The organism is Petroclostridium xylanilyticum (genome assembly GCF_002252565.1).
Lineage (GTDB): Bacteria > Bacillota > Clostridia > SK-Y3 > SK-Y3 > Petroclostridium > Petroclostridium xylanilyticum.
The window spans coordinates 13745-38783 of sequence record NZ_NPML01000014.1 but is presented as its reverse complement, the minus strand read 5'-3'; the positions used below and the strand labels follow the sequence as shown (position 1 = coordinate 38783).

22 protein-coding genes are annotated in these 25039 nt (G+C 39.1%); 21 read left to right on the top strand and 1 reads right to left on the bottom strand.

Translation table 11 applies throughout. The annotated features are described in order from the left end of the window. From CIB29_RS09930 to tsaD, 15 genes are all read left to right on the top strand, one after another. Positions 1-302, top strand: a 302-nt coding sequence (locus tag CIB29_RS09930; protein WP_198543827.1) for a sigma 54 modulation/S30EA ribosomal C-terminal domain-containing protein, incomplete at its 5' end; no start/stop codon positions are given. Between the two features lie 118 nt (positions 303-420). Then, positions 421-3141, top strand: coding sequence for a preprotein translocase subunit SecA (gene secA / locus CIB29_RS09925; protein WP_094549275.1), 2721 nt, complete (start codon positions 421-423; stop codon positions 3139-3141). A 102-nt stretch (positions 3142-3243) separates the two neighbouring features. Then, positions 3244-4366 (top strand): peptide chain release factor 2 gene (gene prfB, locus CIB29_RS09920; protein WP_117434605.1). Its coding sequence is split into 2 segments (ribosomal slippage): positions 3244-3318 and positions 3320-4366, totalling 1122 coding nucleotides; the frame shifts between segments, so codons are not numbered across the junction. A 51-nt stretch (positions 4367-4417) separates the two neighbouring features. Next, a complete protein-coding gene (locus tag CIB29_RS09915) occupies positions 4418-4873 on the top strand; it encodes a chemotaxis protein CheW (protein WP_094549272.1) in 456 nt (151 codons plus the stop codon). 90 nt (positions 4874-4963) lie between these two features. Continuing rightward, positions 4964-5257: a hypothetical protein gene (locus CIB29_RS09910; protein ID WP_242965151.1), complete on the top strand. Its 294-nt coding sequence runs from the start codon at positions 4964-4966 to the stop codon at positions 5255-5257. 116 nt (positions 5258-5373) lie between these two features. After that, the gene (prfA, locus tag CIB29_RS09905) at positions 5374-6444 is read left to right on the top strand and encodes a peptide chain release factor 1 (RefSeq protein ID WP_094549270.1); all 1071 of its coding nucleotides are present in this window, start codon (positions 5374-5376) and stop codon (positions 6442-6444) included. A gap of 28 nt (positions 6445-6472) precedes the next feature. Further along, on the top strand, positions 6473-6883 hold the full coding sequence (locus tag CIB29_RS09900; RefSeq protein WP_094549268.1) for a hypothetical protein: 411 nt from the start codon (positions 6473-6475) through the stop codon (positions 6881-6883). 20 nt (positions 6884-6903) lie between these two features. Further along, entirely contained in the window at positions 6904-7308 is a 405-nt protein-coding gene (locus tag CIB29_RS09895) for a P-II family nitrogen regulator (protein ID WP_094549266.1), read from the top strand. Positions 7309-7531: 223 nt separating this feature from the next. Beyond that, the gene (locus CIB29_RS09890) at positions 7532-8773 is read left to right on the top strand and encodes a cation:proton antiporter (RefSeq protein WP_094549264.1); all 1242 of its coding nucleotides are present in this window, start codon (positions 7532-7534) and stop codon (positions 8771-8773) included. Between the two features lie 153 nt (positions 8774-8926). Next, on the top strand, positions 8927-9673 hold the full coding sequence (locus tag CIB29_RS09885; RefSeq protein ID WP_094549262.1) for a ZIP family metal transporter: 747 nt from the start codon (positions 8927-8929) through the stop codon (positions 9671-9673). 25 nt (positions 9674-9698) lie between these two features. Beyond that, positions 9699-10751: an L-threonylcarbamoyladenylate synthase gene (locus tag CIB29_RS09880; protein WP_094549260.1), complete on the top strand. Its 1053-nt coding sequence runs from the start codon at positions 9699-9701 to the stop codon at positions 10749-10751. A gap of 93 nt (positions 10752-10844) precedes the next feature. Next, positions 10845-11330 carry a low molecular weight protein arginine phosphatase gene (locus tag CIB29_RS09875; RefSeq protein ID WP_094549258.1) on the top strand — a complete coding sequence of 162 codons (486 nt, stop codon included), beginning with the start codon at positions 10845-10847 and terminating at the stop codon, positions 11328-11330. Between the two features lie 10 nt (positions 11331-11340). Next, positions 11341-11790: a ribosomal protein S18-alanine N-acetyltransferase gene (gene rimI, locus CIB29_RS09870; RefSeq protein WP_094549257.1), complete on the top strand. Its 450-nt coding sequence runs from the start codon at positions 11341-11343 to the stop codon at positions 11788-11790. A 65-nt stretch (positions 11791-11855) separates the two neighbouring features. Then, positions 11856-14264, top strand: coding sequence for an ATP-binding protein (locus CIB29_RS09865; RefSeq protein WP_094549255.1), 2409 nt, complete (start codon positions 11856-11858; stop codon positions 14262-14264). A gap of 65 nt (positions 14265-14329) precedes the next feature. Then, on the top strand, positions 14330-15349 hold the full coding sequence (gene tsaD / locus CIB29_RS09860; RefSeq protein WP_094549253.1) for a tRNA (adenosine(37)-N6)-threonylcarbamoyltransferase complex transferase subunit TsaD: 1020 nt from the start codon (positions 14330-14332) through the stop codon (positions 15347-15349). Positions 15350-16182: 833 nt separating this feature from the next. On the opposite strand, the gene CIB29_RS09855 is transcribed toward tsaD, so the two are convergent. Next, positions 16183-17433: a methyl-accepting chemotaxis protein gene (locus CIB29_RS09855; protein WP_094549251.1), complete on the bottom strand. Its 1251-nt coding sequence runs from the start codon at positions 17431-17433 to the stop codon at positions 16183-16185. A 230-nt stretch (positions 17434-17663) separates the two neighbouring features. Between CIB29_RS09855 and CIB29_RS09850 the strand changes: the two genes are divergently transcribed. The 6 genes from CIB29_RS09850 to CIB29_RS09825 all read left to right on the top strand — a co-directional run bounded on the left by CIB29_RS09850 (position 17664) and on the right by CIB29_RS09825 (position 24962). After that, positions 17664-19037 carry a 2-isopropylmalate synthase gene (locus CIB29_RS09850; RefSeq protein ID WP_094549249.1) on the top strand — a complete coding sequence of 458 codons (1374 nt, stop codon included), beginning with the start codon at positions 17664-17666 and terminating at the stop codon, positions 19035-19037. Positions 19038-19122: 85 nt separating this feature from the next. Further along, positions 19123-21051 (top strand): aconitate hydratase, encoded by a 1929-nt coding sequence (locus CIB29_RS09845; RefSeq protein ID WP_094549247.1) that lies wholly within the window; start codon positions 19123-19125, stop codon positions 21049-21051. Positions 21052-21277: 226 nt separating this feature from the next. Further along, entirely contained in the window at positions 21278-22441 is a 1164-nt protein-coding gene (locus CIB29_RS09840; protein WP_094549245.1) for an isocitrate/isopropylmalate family dehydrogenase, read from the top strand. 106 nt (positions 22442-22547) lie between these two features. After that, a complete protein-coding gene (locus tag CIB29_RS09835) occupies positions 22548-23228 on the top strand; it encodes a GntR family transcriptional regulator (RefSeq protein ID WP_094549243.1) in 681 nt (226 codons plus the stop codon). A gap of 255 nt (positions 23229-23483) precedes the next feature. Beyond that, the gene (locus CIB29_RS09830) at positions 23484-24122 is read left to right on the top strand and encodes a redox-sensing transcriptional repressor Rex (RefSeq protein ID WP_094549241.1); all 639 of its coding nucleotides are present in this window, start codon (positions 23484-23486) and stop codon (positions 24120-24122) included. A gap of 12 nt (positions 24123-24134) precedes the next feature. Continuing rightward, complete coding sequence (locus CIB29_RS09825) at positions 24135-24962, top strand: Asp23/Gls24 family envelope stress response protein (protein WP_094549239.1); 828 nt, start codon at positions 24135-24137, stop codon at positions 24960-24962. Positions 24963-25039 lie beyond the last annotated feature (77 nt).

Below are 25039 nucleotides of genomic sequence, written 5' to 3'. Positions count from 1 at the left end.
TTACGGAAAGACAGATCAGGAAAAATAAAACCCGTCTTGCAAAGAAACTAAAAGAGAACGCCTTTGTAGTTGAAACAGTCAATGACGGATTACCACCTAATGATTTTGAAGAGGAAACAGAGTTTAACATAGTAAAGACCAAGAGATTTGCAATTAAACCTATGGATATTGAAGAAGCTATCCTGCAGATGAATCTTTTGGGACATCAATTTTTCGTATTCTCAAATGCAGATACTGAAGAAGTAAATGTAGTATATAGAAGAAAAGATGGAAATTACGGGTTGATTGAACCTGAATTTTAAAAATAAGCCGAGGCATAAATTGTCTCGGCTTATTTTTAAATTATATGTTGAACCTCCACCTCCTTAATGATAAAATATTGTAGATTGGGATAAACTTTCACTAAAGAGGTGATAGGACATGAAGAAGCTGATTGAAAAGCTCCTGGGGAGCTATAGCGATAGAGAAATAAAACGGTTAATGCCTATTGTAGACCGGATAGAAAGTCTGGAACCTGCTATGAAGGCATTAAGCGATGAACAATTAAAATCTAAGACACAGGGATTCAAACAAAGATTGTCAAAAGGAGAGACGCTTGATGATATTTTGCCAGAAGCCTTTGCCGTAGTCAGGGAAGCTTCCGGCAGGGTACTTGGTATGAGGCACTTCCGCGTCCAGCTGCTGGGAGGTATCGTATTACACCAGGGAAGAATTGCAGAAATGAAGACAGGAGAAGGTAAAACTCTGGTAGCTACTCTTCCTGCCTACCTTAATGCGCTGGAAGGGAAAGGCGTACATGTAGTGACTGTAAATGATTATCTTGCAAAACGTGACAGTGAGTGGATGGGAAAGGTTTACAACTTTCTAGGTCTATCCGTTGGTCTGATTGTTCATGGTCTGGATTCGGGACAAAGGCAAAAAGCCTATAATGCAGATATTACCTACGGTACTAACAATGAATTTGGATTTGATTACCTAAGGGATAATATGGTAATCTATAAAGAAGACATGGTACAAAGAGGCCAGCATTATGCGATTGTGGATGAAGTGGATAGCATACTCATCGATGAAGCAAGGACTCCATTGATCATTTCCGGTGCCGGTGATAAATCTACAGCACTTTATGTACAAGCGAACCAATTTGTTAAAAAGTTAAAAATGCAAAAGTTTATTGAAGCAGATGATAAGCAACATCATGATGATATTGATGCAGATTATATTGTAGATGAAAAGGCTCATACTGCTACTTTAACTCAGAACGGGATAAAGAAGGCAGAACAATTTTTTGGCCTGGAGAACTTGTCCGACCCGGAAAACCTGACCATTTCCCATCATATCAATCAGGCACTTAAGGCACATGGTATTATGAAAAGGGACAAGGATTATGTAGTAAAAGATGGGGAAGTTATTATTGTTGACGAATTTACCGGGAGATTGATGTTGGGCAGAAGATATAGTGATGGATTACACCAGGCAATTGAAGCAAAAGAAGGGGTAAAAGTAGAACGTGAAAGCAAGACATTGGCTACAATAACTTTTCAGAATTACTTTAGAATGTATAAAAAGCTTGCCGGTATGACCGGTACGGCGCAGACAGAAGAAGAAGAATTCAGGGCAATTTACAAGCTTGATGTCGTGGTAATTCCTACTAACAAGCCGATGCAAAGAAAAGACATGCCCGATGTAGTTTATAAGAATGAAAGAGGAAAATTAAATGCTGTTGTTGAACATATTATAGAATGTCATAAAAAAGGACAGCCGGTACTGGTAGGGACCATTACCATTGAAAAGTCTGAAGAGCTCAGCAATATGTTAAAAAAGAGAGGCATCCCCCATGAGGTGCTCAATGCAAAGTATCACGAAAAAGAAGCGGAAATTGTTGCACAGGCTGGTAAGAAAGGCGCAGTTACTATTGCTACAAATATGGCTGGGCGTGGTACTGATATTATGCTGGGTGGCAATCCCGAATTTATGGCCAAGCATGAAATGAAAAAGAGAGGGTACAGTGACCGACTGTTGGTGGAAGCTACAGGTTTTGCAGATACAGATAATCCTGAAATCCTGGAAGCACGCAGGGTCTTTAGGGAATTGTATGATGAGTTCAAAAAGCACACCAGTAAAGAGCATGAGGAGGTTGTTGCCGTAGGCGGACTTCAAATTATCGGTACAGAACGGCATGAAAGCAGGCGTATTGATAACCAGTTGAGAGGACGTGCGGGCCGCCAAGGTGACCCGGGAGCATCAAGGTTTTATATATCCCTGGAAGATGATCTGATGCGTTTGTTTGGTTCTGAAAGGATTACAGGAATAGTAGAGGCGCTTGGGCTGGAAGAAGATCAACCTATAGAGCATAAAATATTGTCCAATGCGATAGAAAATGCACAGAAAAAGGTAGAAGGCAGAAACTTTGATATTCGCAAGCATGTATTACAGTACGACGATGTAATGAATCAACAAAGGGAAGTTATTTATGGACAAAGACAGAAGGTGTTAAATGGTGAAGATCTCAAGCCTGCTATCCTTAAGTCTATCGAGGGTATAATAGATAATATGCTTCGCCTGTACACCGGTGAGAGTCCGCATCCCGATGACTGGAATTGGACAGGGCTTATAGAATATGCAGAAAGTATATTCCTTCCCAGAGGAGCTTTAGAGTATACAAGAGAGCAAATGGAAGACTTGACCAGGGAAGATGTCCGGGAAAAATTATTAAAAATTGCACTGGAAAGATATGAAGCAAAAGAACAGGAAATTGGCTCTGAAAATATGAGGGAATTGGAACGTGTAGTCATGCTGAAAGTAGTTGACCAGAAGTGGATGGACCATATAGACAATATGGACCAGCTAAGGCAGGGCATTGGACTCAGGGCCTATGGTCAGCGTGATCCGGTGGTAGAATATAAGTTTGAAGGTTTTGACATGTTTGAAGAAATGATTAGAAATATCCAGGAGGATACAGTTAGAATCATTTATCATGCCCACATTGAGCGTCCGCCTGAAAGAGAAAAAGTAGCAGAGCCAATAGAAGCGATACATGGCGACGGCCCTTCAAAACCTGTTGTAAAAGGAGAAAAGATAGGAAGGAATGACCCATGCCCGTGTGGAAGCGGCAAAAAATATAAGAAATGCTGTGGACAATAGTGAGGAGTGAATAGTGAGGAGTGGAGAGAAAAATCTCTGCACTTTTCACATTTGCTCTATTACAATAAGTAAGAATTAGGATTATAGAAAGGTGTTGATAAAATGTTGGAGTTTGAACAGTACAGACTTGACCTGGAAGCAATGGAAGAAGATATCAATGAAATGGGGGCTTCACTTTGACATCCCTAAATTAAAGGATGAAATTAGGGAGTTGGAGGAGCAGTCAGCCGATCCTGAATTTTGGAATGACATGGAGAAATCCCAGAAGGTCCTGCAAAAAATCAAGGCCCTCAAGGAAAAAGTAGAAAGGTTTGAAAATCTAAGACAGGAGTGGGAAGATCTTAGCACACTGGTGGATTTGGCGATTGAAGAAGAAGATATATCCGTTCTTGAAGAAGTAAGCAGTAGTTTTGAAAAGCTGCAGAAAAATCTACAGGATCTGAAGTTGGAAACTTTGCTGAATGGTCCTTATGATAAAAATAATGCTATCCTATCTTTACATGCAGGTGCTGGAGGGACCGAGGCACAAGACTGGGTTGAAATGCTTCTTCGTATGTACACCCGGTGGGCTGAACGAAGAGGATTTAGTGTTAAGACGCTGGACTATCTGGCGGGTGATGATGCAGGGGTCAAGAGTGCAACCATTTTAATTGAAGGGTTAAATGCCTACGGATATGCTAAATCCGAGAAGGGTGTTCACAGGCTTGTAAGAATTTCACCGTTTGACGCTTCGGGAAGGAGGCATACTTCCTTTGCTTCAGTAGATGTGATGCCTGAAATTGATGATGACATAGAAATCAATATTAACCCTGAGGACTTGAAAATAGACACTTACCGTTCCGGTGGTGCAGGAGGGCAGCATGTAAACAAAACAGAATCGGCAATAAGAATTACTCACATCCCTACTGGAATTATTGTACAGTGCCAAAATGAACGTTCTCAGCATCAGAATAGAGAAACGGCTATGAAAATGCTCAAAGCAAAATTAATAGAAATAAAGGAAAGGGAGCAGAAAGAAAAGATTGAAGATATTAAGGGGGAACAAAAAGATATAGCATGGGGAAGTCAGATCAGGTCTTATGTATTCCACCCCTATAATCTGGTTAAGGACCATAGGACCAATTTTGAAATGGGAAATATCAATGCAGTGATGGATGGGGAACTGGATGGCTTTATTAATGCATATCTAAAGGCAGCGAGTTTGGGACAACTTAATTTAAAATAATTGAAAATTGTCCATTGTCAATTGTAAATTCAAAGAATAGGGGGGTATTGTATGGCAAGTACTCAATTAGTAATCTTTAAGTTAGAAAGTGAAGAATTTGGTGTTGACATCATGAAAGTCAGGGAAATCATCAAGCCTGTGCAGATTGTAAAGATCCCTAATACTCCTGAGTTTATAGAAGGAATTATCAATTTAAGAGGAAAGGTACATCCGATATTTAGTCTCAGGAAGAAGTTTAAATTCGTGGACAAGCCGTTTGATGATGATACCAAGATTGTAATCGTAAACGTAAATGATTCTAATGTTGGATTTATAGTTGATGAAGTTAGTGAGATTGTCCGTATAGATAATGACCAAATTGAAGCAGCTCCCAGGCTGGTTACGGGGGTAAATCGTAAATACATAAGTGGAGTAGGAAAAATTGAGGATAGAATGATTATATTACTAGACCTCGATTTGGTATTATCTGTAAGTGAGCAGGAAGAGCTTCGAGCGATGAACGGCTAGTATAGAGAAGAGAGATTAGTTTCTCTCTTTTCTCATCTTTAGTGTTTATTTCCGTCAATCAAATGTATAATTAGCCCTGAATGGTGAATAATGAATATAGATATTAATTATTCACAGGATGCAGAGGGTGAGAGGATGAAAAAAAATCTTAGTATAGTTGGAATTGTTGTAGATAAGAGGACAGATGCAGCCCCGAGAGTTCAGGAGGTTTTAACTGAATTTGGGGACAGTATTCTTGGAAGATTTGGCATACATGACCCCGGAGAAGAACAACATGGGTTAATTACTCTTAATGTAAGAGATAAAGAAGAGAAGATCCATGAATTAATGGGAGCTCTAACCTCTATTGAAGGAGTAAATGTAAAAAGCATGGAAATGAAATAGAGATTAAGATAGAGAAGTAAAGATAAAAATCTTTACTTCTTTTTTTTAGTTATATATGATATAATATGGTATTAGTTCGAGGTTAATAAAATCGAGTTTTAAATAGAGGTGGATACATGTTTGATAAACTTGCTTTTATTGAAGAAAGATATGAAGAATTGAGCAAGAAAATAAGTGACCCTGAAGTAATAGCTGATCAGGAAGTGTGGAGAAAGTATTGTAAAGAGCACGCAGATATTACTCCAATAGTAAACAAATATAAAGAATACAAAAAGGTAAATGAGACTATAACCGAGGCTAAACAACTATTAAATGAAAAACTGGACAAAGATTTTAAAGAAATGGTAGAGCTGGAGCTGGAAGAAAGTAAAGAAAAGATTGAAAAAATAAAAGAGGAACTTAAAATTTTACTTCTACCTAAGGACCCTAATGATGAGAAGAATGTTATTGTAGAAATCCGTGGAGGAGCCGGCGGAGAGGAAGCAGCCCTGTTTGCAGCTGATCTGCTGAGAATGTACTCGAGATATGCGGAAAGAAAGAGATGGAAGGTAGAGATGATGAACTCCAATCCTACCGATATCGGCGGCTATAAAGAAGTAGCTTTTATGATTGAAGGACAGGGAGCATACAGCAGGCTTAAATTTGAAAGTGGTGTGCACAGGGTGCAGAGAATTCCTTCTACTGAATCAGGCGGAAGAATTCATACTTCGACGGTAACCGTAGCAGTTCTTCCCGAAGTAGAGGATGTAGAAGTTGAAATCAATCCAAATGATTTGAGGATTGATGTATTTAGAGCCGGAGGCCCGGGAGGCCAGTGCGTAAATACCACCGACTCAGCTGTGCGAATTACCCATTTACCAACCGGTCTGGTGGTGTCATGCCAGGATGAAAAATCACAGCATAAGAATAAAGACAAAGCAATGAAAATTTTACGCTCCAGGCTGTATGAATTAATGCAGGAACAGCAAAATGCCGAAATCGCTCAGGCCAGGAAGAGTCAGGTCGGTACGGGTGACCGGAGTGAAAGAATACGCACCTATAACTTTCCACAGGGACGGGTAACTGACCATCGTATTGGTTTAACGCTTCATAAAATTGAAACAATCTTGGATGGGGACCTTGATGAAATTATTGATGCTCTAATCACTAGTGAACAAAGTGAAAAATTGAAAGAAGCCTCAGCATAAAAACAGAGGTATGAAGGAGGGGTTAAAGATGTATGTCCTGTTTATTGTCCTTAATGAAGTGGAATATCTGACGGATATTCTGGTAAAAATGAAGGATTTGGGACTGAGAGGTGCTACTGTTATAGACAGCATGGGCTCAAAAAAAATTCTTAACAAACAAACGCATAATATGTCATTCATTTATGGCATTGCAAAAGCGTTAGAGGGGGAAGGGAGGTCTAATAAAACTATTTTTTCAGTCATCGAGAGAAAAGAGCAGGTTGAAAAGGCAATGGATGCTATTGAGAAAATACTTGGCGGAGATATGAAAAAACCAAACAAAGGTATCATGTTTGTCCTTCCTGTTACACATTTAAGAGGAGGAGAATTAGAGAGACATATTGAAAGCAGGGAGAGAAAGAATATTCTTAAAAAGGAATATGAAAGCGAGTACTATTGATAATTATTAGGGGGGATACCATGTATGTGATGTTTGCGGTTATCAGTGATACAAAAAAGTTGAAAAAGATTATCAATACTCTAAGGGATATCGGGTTAAAAGGTGCGACCATTATTGATTCAATGGGAGGTGGAAATTACTATAACAGCTATCTTACAGGCAGGCCCGCCATTGGATCTGCATTGAGGGCAATAAATGATACAGGCGAATTTAATAAAACCATTATGTCTGTAGTTTACTGCGAAAAGCATGTTCTTGCTGCTATGGATGCAATTGAAGAAATCCTGGGTGGAGATATGAAGAAACCGGGTTCAGGTATTATATTTACAGTACCTGTTGAAGATTTTCGTGGTGGGGAATTAGAAAGGTATTTAACTGAAAAGGGTTGCTTAAATCAAGGGTTTTCCTATCAACAGCGTCGTTGATAGACTGATATCATAAAAACAGATATTTTTATGAACAGATTCTACACGGTAATGCTATTGATGGAGAATACCCTTATTCTGTATAAGAGAATATTTAACAGCTGATTTATTTATGTTTGTGGCTCGTAGTTTGTAGTTATAATACCATTATTACTGCAGACTACGAACCATGAACCACGAATTTGTTAACAGAAGAAATAATAAGAAATTGTAGGTGATAATTATGGAAGGAAAAGAAATACTTTTACAGCTTGCTTTAATCTATATATTTGCAAGAATTGGCGGCTATATATCACAGAAACTGCGTCAGCCGGTTGTGTTGGGAGAAATGCTGGCAGGTATTGTTATTGGTCCATCAGTTTTAAACTTATTTTCCATGAATGAAACACTGCATGTATTTTCTGAGCTGGGGGTAATATTGTTGATGTTTATTGCCGGGCTGGAGACTGATGTAAGTGAATTAAAATCATCCTCAAAGGCATCGGCAGTGATTGCATTTGGAGGTGTCTTTGCTCCTTTTGCATTAGGATATTTTGTTTCCAATATGTTTGGAATACAAAAGCCCTCTGAAGCTGCTTTTATTGGACTGATCCTTACTGCAACCAGTGTAAGCATAACCGTCCAAACATTGAGGGAATTAAGGCAGTTAAGGAGTAAACAGGGTATAGGAATTCTTGGAGCGGCAGTTATAGATGATATTGTGGGTATTATTATGCTAGCACTGCTTATGGGAATGGTTACAGGGACTAATAATATATTTCTGACTGTTGAACATATGCTAATTTATTTTGTAGTAGTTGCAGTTTTTGGGTTTATTTTTCATAAACTTGTAAATAGATACGGATATACTTTGAATTTATCTAGAAGTATAACACTAATTGGCCTGATTTTATGCCTGATACTGTCTTATTATGCGGAGAAAGCTGAGATTGCAGCAATCACGGGAGCGTATCTTGCAGGGCTGATTTTGTCTTCTACTTCCTATAGGGCGAAAATTGCCGGTAACATTGAGGTTGCAGCATACCTTATATTTACTCCAATTTTCTTTGTAGGAATTGGAATGAGTACGGAAATTCACAGTATGGGTTCTACTTTGGCTTTTGCTTTAGCAATGCTGGCAGTTGCAATCATTGGAAAGATTGCTGGAAGCGGAGCAGGAGCTAAAATAATGGGCTTCACTACAAAACAGTCTTTGCAGATTGGTATTGGAATGGTATCACGAGGAGAAGTAGCCTTGATTGTTACCAATATTGGATTAAAACAAGGAATAATAAAATCAGATTTATTTACTGTAATGGTTTTCGTTGTTGTTTTAACTACACTTATTACTCCATCTATGTTGAAATGGTCTTTTAAAGGAGAAAAACCTGTTGATGATGCTGATCTTGAGATTGAAGAAGAAAATGGCGGCCCAAAACAGCACAATAGCCATATGGATGAGGTTGCGAAGGCAGTTAATGTGTAAAACTTGCGAAAGAAGCATAGGGCGGTTATCCTGTTTTCTGATCAGGAAGCAGGATAACCGCCCTATGCTTCTTTTGTTTCTTCAAACTTTTTCCTTCTACAACTTCGGGAGAATGAATAGAATGTTACAGGTGAGTTTGTGGGGGGAATAGAAATGGAGCATTTGTTAGGCGTTACATTAGTAGGCTTTACAGCAGGGATGCTGGGAACAGGAATTGGGGGGATTAGTGCTTTTGTTATAAATAAAAAAGGAAATCGTTTTATGAGCTTTATATTGGAGTTCTCAGCGGGATTAATGATGGCTGTAGTGTGTTTTGATTTGCTGCCTCATGCATTTGAACTGGGAGGCTTAGAGTGGACAATTATAGGAATTATCATTGGGGTAACCTTGATTATATATTTGGATAATCTCATTAAGGCAGCAAACCTGGGTAAACGATTAAAAGTGGTTAATAGCAGGCTGTTAAGGGTGGGTATTTTAATGATGGTTGGTATTGCCCTGCATAACTTTCCAGAGGGTGTTGCTATCGGATCAGGATTTGAAGCATCCGTGAAGTTAGGGCTAAGCTTAACTTTTGTGATAGCAATTCATAACATCCCTGAAGGACTGGCGATGGCAGTACCGATGAGAGCAGGTGGCATGGGAAACTTAAAAGTTTTGTTTTATACAATCATTGCCGGTGTCCCAATGGGGATAGGAGCATTTGTTGGAGCAATGTTGGGTGAAATCTCCCAGGAGGTGATTGCGATTTGCCTGGGTTTTGCAGGAGGTGCAATGCTGTATATAGTATGTGGAGATTTAATACCCGAATCCAAAAGTATCTACAAAGGGAGATTATCGACAATAGGGAATATATTGGGTATAATATTAGGGATAATAATTTCTGCAGGAGCACATTAAAGAATTGAGGATGGAGTGAAGTGGTTTGAATACGCAAATACTAAAGATAAATCCCCAAAATCCCGAAAAAGATAAGATAGAACAAGCTGCACAAGTATGGAGAGATGGCGGGACGGTGGCTTTCCCCACTGAGACGGTGTATGGCTTAGGGGCTAATGCGTTGAATGAGGCGGCTGTAAAAAAAATATTTGAAGCTAAAGGGCGTCCGGCAGATAATCCACTTATCGTACATATTTCGGATTTTGAGGAGGTGGACAGGCTTGTAGAAAATATTCCTGCAGGCACGAAACACTTAATGTCCAGCTTCTGGCCCGGGCCTCTAACAATCATTATGAAAAAGTCAAATATTATTCCTGATATTATAACTGCAGGATTGGATACCGTCGCCATCAGGCTTCCATCCCATCCCATTGCTCGCAGTCTTATAAAGGTATCAGGTATTCCGATAGCAGCTCCCAGTGCTAATACCTCAGGTAAACCAAGTCCAACAATAGCACAGCATGTAATTGATGATTTGTTTGGGAAAGTGGATATTATAATAGATGGAGGGCCGGCTGAAGTGGGATTGGAGTCAACCGTTATAGATGTAACCGGTGAGATACCTGTTCTTCTTCGTCCGGGCGGTGTTACCTATGAACAATTAAGGAGCGTATTAGGAGAAGTTCAGGTAGACCCGGCTGTTTTATCGGCTTTAAGCGCCGATGTAGTCCCACGGTCACCCGGAATGAAATATACCCATTATTCTCCCAACGCCGAGGTAGTTATTGTTGAAGGAGAAAAAGAAAAAGTAATACATGCAATCAACCGATTGGTGGAAGAAAATCGTAGAAAAGGGTTAAAAGTGGGAGTGATGGCAGTGGACGAAACGGCAAGCCTTTATCATGCCGATTGTGTACTCGCTGTTGGAAGTGAAGGACAGCCTCAAACCATCGCAGCAAATCTATTCTATAAGTTAAGAGAGTTCGATCAGATGGGTGTAGATATTATTTTCGCCCAGTCTGTAAAAGAACAGGGGATAGGAATGGCGATAAGAAATAGGCTCAATAAGGCGGCGGGATATAATATAATTAAGGTATGAGGGTAAGAAAGATACAGATAAAGAATTTATTTATCTTTATCTGTATCTTTATCTTCATTCCAATTAAAATTAAGATTATAAAGGTGGAGGAATATGAAAAAGACCAGGAAAATACTGTTCGTTTGCACCGGCAATACTTGCCGCAGCAGTATGGCAGAAGTATTATTTAAAAAGATTTTGAAAGATAATGGAATAGAGGATGTTGAGGCAGCTTCTGCAGGGACATCTGTATTTTTTCCTTCAGGAGCAAGTGAGCACTCTATTGAAGTAATGAGAGACAGGGGAATTGATTTAACTTCTCATCAGTCCAGACAGGTAACTAAAGAAATGATCCATGAGGCGGACATCATCTTGACGATGACGGTAAATCACCGTGAAAAATTGTTAAATGTCTGCCCTGAGGCGGCAGATAAAGTATTTACATTAAAAGAGTTTGCTTACGGTGTAGAAAATGCCGATACCTTGGATATAAGTGACCCCTTTGGACTGCCGAAAGAGTATTATGAGCAGTGTTCAGATGAAATTTATCGTGCGCTTGAAAAGGTAGTTGAAAGAATTAGAAATGGAGAGCTGCTTTGAGGTGTTTTACATGCAAATAACGATTGCACCAATGGAATTATGGGATATTGACGGAGTAATGGAAATAGAATATGCAAGTTTTGCTATACCGTGGTCACGGGAAGCCTTTGAAGAAGAACTAATAAATAATAAGCATGCTGTTTATATTGTTGCAAAGCAGGGTAACAAGGTAATAGGATACGGAGGCATGTGGAAAGTTCTTGAAGAAGGTCATATTACCAATATAGCTGTCCACCCGGATTTTAGAAGGATGAGGGTAGGATATGCCATCGTGGAGGCACTTACTCAAATTGCAAAAAATAAAGGAATAGGCAGCATGACCCTGGAGGTTAGAGAGAACAACATTGCTGCCCAGGGACTTTATAGGAAGTTTGGCTTTGAAGTAGTCGGCAGAAGAAAGAAATATTATGCAGACAATAATGAAGATGCACTCATCATGACTATGGTGATGATTAATTAAATTAACCTATTTTTATAGAAAATAATATAATGTATTGGCACTTAATTTAAAATGGGGGGATATCGATGCCAGGAAAACCTTATGAATTATCCTATGAGCAGCTTAGAAATCCATACGATCCGGAGGAATTTAATTTTAATACTACTGATGACCTGGAACCGTTTGAGGATATTATTGGACAGGACAGGGCTGTAAAGGCAATAGAATTTGGACTTAAGATAAAAGTAAGAGGATATAACATTTACCTGTCGGGATTGACAGGAACAGGTAAGACCAGCTTTGCGGAAACCTATATAAAGAAAATTGCGGAAAATGAACCAGTCCCGGACGACTGGTGTTATCTATATAATTTTGATAAGCCAACCCACCCTATAGCGATTAGTTTTCCGGCGGGAAAGGGTAAAGAGTTTAAAAAGGATATGGAAGAATTTGTATCCATCATTAAAAATGAAATCCCTAAAGCTTTTAACAGCGATGATTATGAAAAAGGAAAAGCAGATATTGTGAAGGAGTTTCAAGAAAAAAGAGACAAGCTGCTGGAGAGATTAAATAAGAATGCAGAAAACCAGGGATTTAAAGTAAATACGACAAATGCAGGAATTTACTTTTTACCTATTATAGATGGAAAAGCGCTAACGGAAGAAGAATACGCAAACCTGGATGAGAAGGATAAGGCAGCTATCCGGGAAAAATCTCAAAAACTGCAGCTTGAAACTCTGGAGATCATCAGGACCATCAAAGAAATAGAAAAAGAAGCAGAAGAAAAAATTAACGAATGGGAACATAAAATAGCTTTATTTGCTGTAGGGATGCATATCAATGATCTTAGTGAGAAGTACAGAGAACATGACAAAGTCCTGGAATATTTAGAAAAAGTTAAGAAAGATATTTTGGATAACCTGGGAGATTTCATGGATGACGGTTCAGAAGAAGAACAGTCACAAATATTGCTTTTATCTTCTACAGCGAGGGATGAATCCGGACCTGAAGATAAGTACAAGGTTAATTTACTCATAGACAATAGTAATACTCAGGGAGCCCCGGTTATAGTCGATTTCAACCCTACCTATTATAATTTGATAGGAAAGGTTGAGTATGAAACTGAACATGGATCCATGGTGACAGACTATACCATGATAAAACCTGGCCTGCTGCACCAGGCTAATGGAGGTTATCTAATCCTTCAGGTTGATGACGTCTTAAGGAATATTCATTCGTGGGAAGCTTTAAAAAGAGCGTTAAGAACAAAAAAGATTACTATAGAAAATATGCAGGAGCACCTCGGACTGGTAGCATTTTCAACCCTGCGCCCGGAACCGATACCGCTGGATATTAAAGTACTGCTGGTAGGAAGTACAGAACTTTATCACTTATTGCTGCAGTACGATGAAGATTTTAAAAAGCTGTTCAAGATTAAAGCTGACTTTGATGAAGAAATGGATAGAAATAACGATAATGCTATGAAGTATGCAAGGTTTATTTGTTCTTTCTGCCAGAGGGAAGGAGCACTGCCTTTTGATAGAACCGCAGTAGCAAGGGTAATTGATTATGGTTCTCGATTGGTAGACCATCAGAATAAACTTACAACGCGATTTAATGATATTGTAGAAATCCTGGCTGAATCCTCTGCCTGGGCACAGATAGAAGGAAGCGGGCATGTTAGTGCCGAACACGTCAAAAAAGCGATAGCGGAAAAGGAATACAGGTCTAATAAATATGATGAAAAGCTGCTTGAATACCTTGAAGAAGGAACCATTATGGTAGATACCAGTGGATGTGTAGTAGGGCAAATTAACGGCCTTTCTGTACTGGATCTGGGTGATTATTCTTTTGGAAAGCCTTCGAGAATTACTGCAACTACTTATATTGGTAAAAGTGGAATCGTAAATATTGAACGTGAAATCGAGATGAGTGGTACTTCTCACAGCAAAGGAGTGTTAATCCTCTCTGGATATATAGGGCAAAAATATGCTCAAGAAATGCCGCTTGCTTTAACTGCCAGCCTTTGTTTTGAGCAACTGTATAGTGGTGTAGATGGAGATAGTGCTTCCAGTACCGAGTTGTATGCAATACTGTCCAGTCTTTCGGAATTACCTATAAAGCAGGGGATTGCAGTTACAGGCTCGGTAAACCAAAAAGGTGAAATACAGCCTATAGGGGGGGTAAATCAAAAAATAGAAGGATTCTTCGAGTTATGCAAACGCAGGGGCTTAACCGGAGACCAGGGTGTAATTATACCGCATCAAAATGTAAAAAATCTGATGCTAAAAGACGAAGTCGTCGAAGCAGTAAAAGAAGGCAATTTTCACATTTACCCTATAAAGACGATTGATGAAGGCATTGAAATTCTTACAGGTGTGGAAGCAGGTACTAAAGATGAAAACGGCAAATACCCTGAGGGAACGGTGAATTATTTGGTTTATGAGAAATTGAAAAAATTTGCAAAATATGTAGTTGAATTTGGGAAAAATTAAGATAAAATGTAACATATTAAGTTTATGATATATATATATTTACAATAATAAAGGATGATTATATGATGAAAAAAAAATGCTTTATACTGGGCATCGAAACTTCCTGTGATGAAACTTCCGCGGCGGTGGTTGAAAATGGTAGAAAAATTTTATCCAATGTTATCTCTTCCCAGGTAGATTTACATAAGAGATACGGGGGTGTTGTACCGGAAATTGCTTCAAGAAAGCATGTTGAGATTATTAATGCAGTCATTCAAGATTCTCTAGAGCAGGCGGGAGTGACTTTCCGGGATATAGATGTCATTGGTGTTACATACGGTCCCGGCCTGGTGGGGGCTTTACTTGTGGGGGTATCTGCTGCCAAGGCGCTTGCTTTTGCGCTGGACAAACCATTGGTTGGGGTACACCATATTGAAGGGCATATTGCTGCAAATTATCTGGAACATCAGGATCTGCAGCCTCCATACATATGCCTGGTTGCTTCAGGAGGGCACAGCCATATTGTTCATATACAGGATTACAATACCTTTGAAATATTGGGACAGACCCGGGATGATGCTGCGGGAGAAGCATTTGACAAGGTTGCGAGGGTAATAGGTTTAGGTTATCCGGGAGGCCCTTTAATTGATAAGCTTGCAAAGCAAGGTAACAAGGATGCGGTAAAATTTCCAAAGGTAAGTTTTGATGATGGCAGTTTGGATTTTAGTTTTAGCGGAGTTAAAACGGCGGTACTAAATTATGTTAACAAATTGGAACAGAAGGGTGAAACGTATAATAGGGCAGACATTGCGGCAAGTTTTCAGAATGCAGTTGTTGAAGTACTTGTGGATAAAACTGTTGTGGCAGCACAAAAGCTGGGGATAAATACTATTGCCCTGGCAGGCGGAGTGGCTGCAAACAGTGCACTTAGACAGTTACTGGCAGAAAGGGCGAAAGAAAATGGTCTGAAAGTATACTACCCTTCACCCATACTTTGTACAGACAATGCCGCTATGATTGCCTGCGCAGCATACTACGAATTTATAGCAGGAAAAAGAGCAGACCTGGATCTGAATGCGGTGCCAAATCTGCGGTTGGGATATTGAGAAGCGGAAGAACGGGAAGCACGGGGACGGTTCTAATGCTTCCCGTCCCCGTGCTTCTTTCGACATTATGTTTATAATTTAATAAGTTGTCCACAGTAAAAAAATTGTTGAAATATGTCATGTGAATATTGTGGAAAAGCATTATTTTCCAAGAAAATAGGGATTTGAATGTTGTGGATAACTCTGTGGATATTGTGGATTACTTTTTTATGGATGTGTATAATTATGTTTTGCTTATGTTAATGGGATAGGAGAATATACCTGTTTCAATTTATAAAGTAGCCCGTAAAACCTCCGTTGTTTATCTCGGAGGATGTAAGGGCTTAATATATTAGCCTTTTGATATGGCTAATATATTAGAATTTTGCTATAATATAAGTGTCGCCCTAACGCTTTTTGTATGCAAGTCGCTGTTTTAGGAATGGTCGCATACAACCTATATTCCTAACTATGCAAGATTAGGTCAACGACACAACTACCTATCGTGGTAGCAAAGTTCTTCGACAACTGCATATATGAGGTTGCAAACAGTAATCCTTGATATGAAAATAGTGGGGAATGAACAGTGGGGAGTGGGGAGTAAAACCGAAACCACAGAAAAAGTCCGTTTTAGCAGGAAGAAGGGATGCGACTTGGGGACGGTTCGTCTGTCGAATGCGTTTTTCATGCGACTGAGGAACCGTCCCCATGTCGAAGCCCTGAGCAATCAAGCATATTTTCATCATTATTTGTGCCGGGTGCGCCCGGCGTGGCAGTTGATATGAAAATAGTGGGGAGTGAACAGCTGAAATAAATAAAGAGACTGGACAATCTGTCCAGTCTCTTTATTTATTTCAGCGAATCTTATATTTTTTCAAATTGGAACTTAACTCACTAACCAGCTTAGAGAGATTATCGGCAGCAGCTTTCATATCTTCTATTATATGAATCTGTTGTTCGGTAGTCGCAGCAACCTGTTCGCTGGAAGCGGCAGTTTGCTGGGAAATTGAAGATATGTTTTCAATTGCGTCAATAACATCATTTTTAGCTGAATCCATTTGAATCATTGCAGTATTGACATCATTAATTTTTTGAACAATCTTCAAAATACCGGCTGCTATATCGTCAAAAGCATTATTTGTTTTTCCTACAGCTTCATTTTGTTCAATAGAAGATTTTTTAATCGCTTCTACAGACTGTACGGCTAAAGTAGTTTCTTCCTGGATTGCAGCAACCAGGTTATTTATCTCTTCAGTAGACTGTCTGCTCTGATCTGCCAGCTTTCTTACTTCTTCTGCAACTACTGCAAAACCTCTTCCGGCTTCCCCGGCCCTTGCAGCTTCTATTGCAGCATTTAATGCAAGAAGATTAGTTTGTTCAGCGATGTTTTCAATAGATTCAACGAATAATCCTATATCTTTGGATTTGTTATTAAGGTTTTCAATAGTACCGAAAATTTGTTGGGTAATCTTATTATTTTCCTCGGATTTTTCTCTTAATACTTGTACTGCCTGAATGCCTGCATTATTTAGTTCCTTGATTACATTGGTTTCTGAAATGACACTTTTATAGCTTTCTGAAACCAGATTGATTTGCTCTGAGAGCTTATCTACAACAGTAACACCCCGTTGAGATTGAGCAGCCTGTTCAGAAGCACCTTTGGCGATTTCATCAATTGTAACGCTGATCTGCTCAATCGCATGTACTGCATTTTCTGCAGTAGTGTTTACCTGATATGAGGCATTGTTAATTGAAGATACCAATGAGAAAAAACGTTCAATGAGTTCTCTAATATCATGGAGTACAGCATTGACAACCGGGGCAACTTCTCCTATCATCTCATAATCTTTAGAAGTAATGAGTTTGGAATAATCACCCTGTTTTACTGCACTGATATCCTGAGAAAACTTTTTGATAATTTTGTTCATTTGATGTTTTAATGTAGAACGAACAATAGCAAACATAATAAAGTTTGAAATCAAAGTTGCGATGAAAACATTCCAGCTTTTAAAAATACCTCCTACAATAGCAGGGATCACAATTGCTATGGCAATAACCACTTTTGCAATTAAATCCGGCTGAACTACATCTTTTTTTTCTTTCATGGTATGTCCCCCTTGTATATTAAGTTATTTAACTTATTTGATACTTAATAAATATATTCTATATATTTTTAAAAAATCCTTCCTAAACATATTGGAGATTATATAATTTTTACAAAACTATAATTATTTCCTATAGCTATTGACTTTAGATGTATAATTGTATACAATAATACGAAAAAACATGTATAAAACGATACATATATACAAAATTGATGTAAGGGGGTCCTAATATGTTAGAGTTTAGTAAAAAGAGTAATACGTTGGAGCAGGCTGCTTACAAGTACAGTCTGCAGGATATTAAAGAACCGAATCTTTACCGTACGTTATTTCCTTATGATGAGGTTCCAAAGGTACCTTTCAACCACCGTCATGTTCCTTTCAATGTACCGGATGAAATATGGATAACAGATACTACTTTCAGGGATGGGCAGCAATCACGGGCACCTTATACGACACAGCAAATTGTAGATATTTTTGATATGCTTCATCGACTGAGTGGGCCAAAGGGGATCGTTCGTCAAACAGAATTTTTCCTTTATAGTGAAAAGGATAGAAATGCGCTATATAAATGTATGGAAAGGGGATATAAGTTCCCGGAGGTAACCACTTGGATCCGGGCTACCAAAAGTGATTTCCAGCTTGTTAAGGATATTGGCATCCAGGAAACAGGAATCCTGGTAAGCTGTTCGGATTATCATATTTTTAAGAAATTGAACATGACCCGAAGGCAGGCGGCGGACCATTACCTGAGCGTGGTCAAAGATGCATTGTCAATTGGAATAAAGCCAAGATGCCATCTGGAGGATATTACCCGTGCAGATTTTTATGGTTTTGTAGTACCGTTTGTAAATGAGCTTATGGAACTATCCCGGGAAGCAGGGATACCAATCAAAATAAGGGCTTGTGATACCCTGGGGTTGGGGGTATCTTATCCGGGGGTTGCACTTCCCAGAAGTGTCCAAGGTATTATCTACGGATTGCGTCATTATTCAGATGTGCCGGCCGAATTGTTGGAATGGCACGGCCACAATGACTTTTATAAGGGAGTTACAAATGCTGCCACCGCATGGTTATATGGTGCAGCCGCAGTCAACTGTTCTTTATTGGGTATTGGGGAACGCACCGGTAATGTTCCTCTGGAAGCCATGGTTTTTGAATATACAGGCTTGCGTGGAACTACTGATGGAATGGATATTTCTGTGATTACTGAAATTGCAGAATATTTTGAAAAAGAAATTGGGTATGAAATTCCTCCTATGACTCCTTTTGTGGGAAAAAATTTCAACGTTACAAGGGCAGGCATACATGCAGACGGTCTGTTAAAAGATGAAGAGATCTATAATATATTTGATACGGCAAAACTGCTTAACAGGCCTCCGATGGTGGCAGTAACCAACCTTTCGGGGCTGGCAGGAATTGCGCACTGGATCAATAGCTATTACAGGCTGGAAGAAGGGCAAAAGATTGATAAGAAAGATCCATTGGTTGCTAAAATGAAAGAGTGGGTAGATGCCGAATATGAAGGCGGGCGGATCATTGCGATAAGCGATGAGGAACTGGAAACACTGGTGAATGAGTATGCACCGGGGAGATTTACAAAATAATTGAGAATTATAAATAAATAATGTACAATATTCAATGGACAGTGAACAATTCTCAATTATCAATTCGAAAACGGGGGGTTAAACAATGGGATTAAATTTAGCACAAAAAATTATAAGAGATCATTTAGTAAGCGGTGAAATGGTTGCAGGGAAAGAGATTTCCATAAAAATAGACCAGACACTAACGCAGGACTCGACCGGAACGATGGCGTACCTTCAATTTGAAGCTATCGGTATACCTAGAGTCAAAACAAAGAAGTCGGTAGCATATATAGACCATAATACACTGCAGGCTGGATTTGAGAATGCAGATGACCATAAATATATACAGACAGTAACATCAAAGCATGGGATTTATTTTTCCAGGCCGGGAAATGGAATCTGTCACCAGGTACATCTTGAGAGATTTGGTGTTCCGGGAATGACATTGTTGGGTTCTGATAGCCATACACCAACGGGTGGAGGTTTGGGTATGCTTGCAATAGGTGCAGGAGGCCTGGATGTAGCTGTAGCAATGGGTGGAGGACCCTACTACCTGACAATGCCAAAAGTATGTAAAATTGAGTTGAAAGGTAAATTAAAACCGTGGGTAGCAGCGAAAGATATTATTCTTGAAGTATTAAGAATACTGTCGGTAAAAGGCGGCGTAGGGAAAATAATTGAATATTCAGGAGAAGGTATAAAATCTCTTACTGTACCGGAAAGGGCAACTATTACAAATATGGGTGCAGAACTGGGAGCAACCACTTCCATCTTTCCAAGTGATGAGATTACGTATGAGTTTCTAAAAGCCCAGGGAAGGGCAGGGGATTGGGTAGAACTGCTTCCCGATAGTGATGCAGAGTATGATGAAGAAATTACAATTGACCTGAATGCGTTAGAGCCGCTGGCTGCAAAGCCGCACAGTCCTGATAATGTAGATAAGGTTAAAAATATAGGCAAGATCAAGGTAGATCAGGTGGCAATCGGTAGTTGTACCAACTCTTCTTATCTTGATATGATGAAGGTTGCCAAAATTCTAAAAGGAAAAACAGTGCATCCTGATGTAAGCCTTGTCATTGCACCGGGTTCCAAACAGGTGCTGAATATGCTGGCACAAAACGGGGCTCTGGCGGATATGGTAGCTGCAGGAGCGAGAATACTGGAGTCTGCCTGCGGACCTTGTATCGGTATGGGGCAGGCACCTTGCAGTGATGCCGTATCTTTGAGAACCTTTAACCGGAACTTTGAGGGCAGAAGTGGCACTGTTTCAGCAAAAGTATATCTTGTAAGCCCGGAAGTAGCAGCAGTAAGCGCGATTACCGGGGTGTTAACAGATCCAAGAGAGTTTGGAGAAGCGCCTGCCGTAGATATTCCTTCAGAATTTTTAATAAATGATAATATGGTTGTAGCACCTGCACCGGAAGGTGTAGAGGTGGAAGTGGTCAGAGGACCTAATATCAGACCGTTCCCGGTAAATGTTGAACTGCCTGATGTGGTAAAAGGAAAGGTGCTGATTAAGGTAGGCGATAATATTACCACTGACCATATCATGCCTTCAAATGCAAAGCTTCTTCCTTTCAGGTCGAATATACCATATTTGTCAGAATTCTGCCTTACTCCTTGTGATGCTGAATTTCCAAAGAGGGCTAAGGAAAATGGTGGCGGATTTATTATCGGCGGTGTGAATTATGGACAGGGGTCCAGCAGGGAACATGCTGCACTTGTACCTCTTTATCTTGGGGTTAAAGGCGTTATTGCAAAATCTTTTGCACGAATTCACATGGCTAACCTGATAAATTCCGGAATTTTACCATTGACATTTGATAATGAACAGGATTATGATACTATAGGCATGTATGATGAACTGGTAATGGAAGATGCCATCAGCCAGATTAAGTCTGGAAATCCTATCATCATAAAAAATGTTACTAAAGAAAAGGAGATCAAGGTAAATATTTCTTTATCCGAACGACAGAGGGAAATTATTCTTGCAGGAGGACTGCTGAATTATACAAGGAAATTAAGTGAATAATATTCTTCATTATATAAATTACACTTAATACATTACATCAAGGTAAGTATCATCATATATTCCATGTTTTGCCGTCGGCTTATACCGGCATCCGTGTACTTTACATTGTCTCTTTTAGTTCACGGTTCACAGTAAAAGCTATTAAATCGTTTACTACTGTGAACTGAGAACTGTTAACTGTGAACCATATAGTATAGAAATATTATTGAAAATGGGGGGATTACATATGAACGAAATTATTACAGCGGCTACCGAGAAATTTGCAAGGTTAATTGAAGAACAATTAAAAAGAGTAGAAAAAATGAAGCAGGAGAAGGATTTTATCCAGTATGACAAATTGGATAAGATTATTATCGGCATTGTAGGTGGAGATGGTATCGGGCCTGCAATTACAAATGAAGCACATCGAATTTTAGAGTTCCTATTAAAAGAAGAAGTTGAAAAGGGTAAAGTAGCATTTAAGGTTATTGACGGCTTAACAATAGAAAATCGTGTGAAAGCAATGAAGGCAATACCCGATGATGTATTACAGGAACTAAAGGAATGCCATGTAATATTAAAGGGTCCTACAACCACCCCAAGGGCAGGTGATCCATGGCCTAACATTGAGAGTGCCAATGTTGCAATGAGAAAAGAACTGGATCTTTTTGCAAATGTTAGACCGGTAAAAGTTCCGGATAAAGGGATTGACTGGACGTTTTTCAGGGAAAATACCGAAGGTTCTTATGTTCTGGGAAGTAAGGGCTTTCATGTAAATGACGATATTGCATTTGATTTTACCGTAACGACTACAGAGGGTACGGAAAGAATTGCAAGGGCAGCTTTTGAATATGCTGCTAAAAACGGCAAAAAGCGTGTTACCGTCGTTACCAAGGCAAATGTAGTGAAAACTACCGACGGGAAGTTTTTAAACATATGCCAAAACATAGCCAAAGAATATCCCGGAATAGAAGTAGATGACTGGTATATTGACATTATGACTGCAAAGCTGGTAGATGAAAAAAGAAGGACGCAATTCCAGGTATTTGTACTGCCTAACTTATATGGAGACATTCTGACTGATGAAGCAGCTGAATTTCAAGGCGGGGTAGGTACTGCAGGCAGTGCAAATATAGGAAAACGCTACGCTATGTTTGAAGCAATTCATGGCTCAGCTCCCAGGATGGTAGAAGAAGGCAGAGCCAAATATGCAGACCCAAGCAGTATTATAAGAGCAGGCGCTATGCTGCTGGCACATATTGGGTATACAGAAAAGGCACAAAAGCTTGAAAAAGCATTGGATATCTGTATGCATACTGAAAAGAAACTGGTTGTTACCGGTAGGGACACAGGGGCAACCGGGGCACAATTTGCAGACTATATTATGGAAACAATTCAATCATTGGATTAAGATTTAGATTGAGATTCATATTCAGATTCAGATTATAGACTATAAAAATTTAATTTTTATTTTATCTGAATCTGAGTCTGAATCTTTATTTACGGGGGAAGTGTCGATGCGAAAAATAGAAATTGATCAAGATAATGAAAACTATTCATTGAGGGCTAAAGTATTCAAAGAACTGGAAGAAGATATACTAAACGGCAAGTTTCAACCGGGAGATAGTCTAATAGAAACAAAGCTTTCTGACGAACTGGGGGTAAGTCGTACTCCTATTAGAGAGGCAATTAGACAGTTAGAGCTGGAAGGTTTAGTGAAAACTGTTCCAAATAAAGGTGCTATTGTATTAGGAGTTTCCACGCAGGACATTGAAGATATTTATACAATACGTATGTTAATTGAAGGGCTTGCAGCACGGTGGGCAGCGGAAAAAATTACTTCCGAGGAGATAGAGCAGCTAAAAGAGTCGGTGGAATTGTCAGAATTTTATACAAACAAGAACGATATGCAGCATCTTCAAAAGCTTGACTCGAAATTTCACGAGCTGATATATGAAGCATGTAAAAGCAAGCCTTTAAGACATACTCTATCTACATTCCACCATTATATAAAGAGAGCGAGAGGCACTTCTTTTGAAACCCCGGGTAGAGCAAAAAAAGCATTGGAAGAGCATAAGGCAATACTTCAGGCAATTATTGACCGAGATGGTGACAGGGCGGAAAAACTTACCTATGAACATGTAAAAAATGCAAGTGCGAACTTGATAGCGCGAATAAAAATGAATAATGAAATTTAATACGGCGGAGGTAGTCTGGAAGGACTGCCTTCTGCATTTATTTGTGTTATTGTGAGGAGCAAAACCATGTGAATTTGTTTAAATGTAAAAAGTGAGGTAATACTACATAACGTAGCAGCATTGTTAGAGGAGATATACAGATATTGACAATATATTAACAATAATGTATAATTAGTCAGACATGTTGTGTCAGGAGTTTAAATTGTTTTTTACGAAACTGGCACTATTATTGTGATGTAAAAGGAGTGATGGCACATGAATTATAATGAAAAAAAGGTGTCTATAGCAGTTGTTAGAAGGCTTCCGAGGTACTACAGATATCTGGAGGAATTATTAAAAAATGATATTACCAGGATATCTTCAAAGGAACTAAGCCAGAGAATGGGTGTCACCGCTTCGCAAATTAGACAGGATTTAAATTGTTTTGGTGGATTTGGTCAGCAAGGCTACGGATATAACGTAGAGTCATTATATAAAGAAATAGGCAATATATTAGGTTTATATAATGGTTATACCACTATTATTATCGGTGCAGGTAATCTTGGGCGTGCGCTGGCAAATCACACTAGTTTTGAAAGAAGGGGATTTAGGTTGGTTGGCATATTTGATGTCAACAGGGAAATTGTAGGTAAGGAAATTCGTGGAATTAAAATAATGCATATGGATGACCTGGATGACTTTATGAAGTCGAACAAAGTTGATATTGGTATTCTTGCAATTCCTAAAGAGGGTGTCTCCGAGGTTGCACAGCGTCTGGTTAAACTTGGAATAAAGGGATTGTGGAATTTTTCATATACCGATCTTAATTTAACTGGTCCCGTACAAGTGGAAAACGTACACTTAAGTGACAGCTTAATGACGTTATCATATAAGATTACTCAAAATATGGAATAATGAGAGGTTAGTATGAAAATAGTTGCTTTTATAGGAGCTAGTGGTTCCGGTAAGAGTTATAGGGCAATGTGGGTAGCAAAGGAGAATAATATTGATTTTATTATAGATGATGGGTTGCTTATTAAAGGCAATAGGATAATAGCGGGCTTCTCTGCGAAGAAGGAACACACTAAGCTGGCTTCGGTAAGGCGGGCGCTTTTTATTGAACCTGATCATGCACAACAGGTTATAGAAGCTATAGCCACTGAGAATCCCTCCGGTATATTAATCTTAGGTACCTCTTTAGGTATGGTGGAAGCAATCATTAAAGCTTTGAATTTACCACCGATATCAAAAGTGATTTATATAGAAGATGTTGCTGACCAGGAGGAAATTGAAAAAGCCAGGACAGCGAGAAGGGTAGAGGGAAAACACGTTATTCCGGTGCCTACCTTTGAGATAAAAAAGGATTTTTCAGGCTATTTTATCGATTCATTAAGAATTTTTCGACGCAGGGGTAAGGATGAAGATCCTCTTGTTATTGATAAGTCGGTCGTGAGACCTACATTCAGCTATATGGGCGATTATACCATCTCTAATCAGGTAATCTATACAATATGCGAATATGAAATTACCAAAATTCCTCATGTAACTAAAGTAAATAGGATATGGCTGGAGAATAAATCCTCCGGTTTGATAATTAATATAGTACTCACGTTCAATTATGGTATTATTCTTCATTCAGCAGCAAAAGAAGTTCAGGCAAAGGTAAAAGAAGCCGTGGAAAAATATACGGCTATTAATGTCCTTGCGGTCAATATTACTATAAAGACCCTTGTTGTACAGCAGGAATCGGATTGAGGTTAAGGTTTGCATACTTCGCTGCTTCTTCGACTGTTAAAATGACCTCGAGACTTTTCGTTTTCCTGAGAAGTGCG

What these genes read in the sequence shown, in the direction of transcription:
- CIB29_RS09850 (WP_094549249.1), top strand. Translation starts at nt 17,664, where the DNA reads ATGTTAGAGTTTAGTAAAAAGAGTAATACGTTGGAGCAGGCTGCTTAC.
- CIB29_RS09840 (WP_094549245.1), top strand. Translation starts at nt 21,278, where the DNA reads ATGAACGAAATTATTACAGCGGCTACCGAGAAATTTGCAAGGTTAATT.
- CIB29_RS09865 (WP_094549255.1), top strand. Translation starts at nt 11,856, where the DNA reads ATGCCAGGAAAACCTTATGAATTATCCTATGAGCAGCTTAGAAATCCA.
- CIB29_RS09900 (WP_094549268.1), top strand. Translation starts at nt 6,473, where the DNA reads ATGTATGTCCTGTTTATTGTCCTTAATGAAGTGGAATATCTGACGGAT.
- prfA (WP_094549270.1), top strand. Translation starts at nt 5,374, where the DNA reads ATGTTTGATAAACTTGCTTTTATTGAAGAAAGATATGAAGAATTGAGC.
- CIB29_RS09910 (WP_242965151.1), top strand. Translation starts at nt 4,964, where the DNA reads ATGAATATAGATATTAATTATTCACAGGATGCAGAGGGTGAGAGGATG.
- rimI (WP_094549257.1), top strand. Translation starts at nt 11,341, where the DNA reads ATGCAAATAACGATTGCACCAATGGAATTATGGGATATTGACGGAGTA.
- CIB29_RS09885 (WP_094549262.1), top strand. Translation starts at nt 8,927, where the DNA reads ATGGAGCATTTGTTAGGCGTTACATTAGTAGGCTTTACAGCAGGGATG.
- CIB29_RS09890 (WP_094549264.1), top strand. Translation starts at nt 7,532, where the DNA reads ATGGAAGGAAAAGAAATACTTTTACAGCTTGCTTTAATCTATATATTT.
- CIB29_RS09825 (WP_094549239.1), top strand. Translation starts at nt 24,135, where the DNA reads ATGAAAATAGTTGCTTTTATAGGAGCTAGTGGTTCCGGTAAGAGTTAT.
- CIB29_RS09895 (WP_094549266.1), top strand. Translation starts at nt 6,904, where the DNA reads ATGTATGTGATGTTTGCGGTTATCAGTGATACAAAAAAGTTGAAAAAG.
- secA (WP_094549275.1), top strand. Translation starts at nt 421, where the DNA reads ATGAAGAAGCTGATTGAAAAGCTCCTGGGGAGCTATAGCGATAGAGAA.
- CIB29_RS09915 (WP_094549272.1), top strand. Translation starts at nt 4,418, where the DNA reads ATGGCAAGTACTCAATTAGTAATCTTTAAGTTAGAAAGTGAAGAATTT.
- CIB29_RS09835 (WP_094549243.1), top strand. Translation starts at nt 22,548, where the DNA reads ATGCGAAAAATAGAAATTGATCAAGATAATGAAAACTATTCATTGAGG.
- tsaD (WP_094549253.1), top strand. Translation starts at nt 14,330, where the DNA reads ATGAAAAAAAAATGCTTTATACTGGGCATCGAAACTTCCTGTGATGAA.
- CIB29_RS09845 (WP_094549247.1), top strand. Translation starts at nt 19,123, where the DNA reads ATGGGATTAAATTTAGCACAAAAAATTATAAGAGATCATTTAGTAAGC.
- CIB29_RS09875 (WP_094549258.1), top strand. Translation starts at nt 10,845, where the DNA reads ATGAAAAAGACCAGGAAAATACTGTTCGTTTGCACCGGCAATACTTGC.
- CIB29_RS09830 (WP_094549241.1), top strand. Translation starts at nt 23,484, where the DNA reads ATGAATTATAATGAAAAAAAGGTGTCTATAGCAGTTGTTAGAAGGCTT.
- CIB29_RS09855 (WP_094549251.1), bottom strand. Translation starts at nt 17,433, where the DNA reads ATGAAAGAAAAAAAAGATGTAGTTCAGCCGGATTTAATTGCAAAAGTG.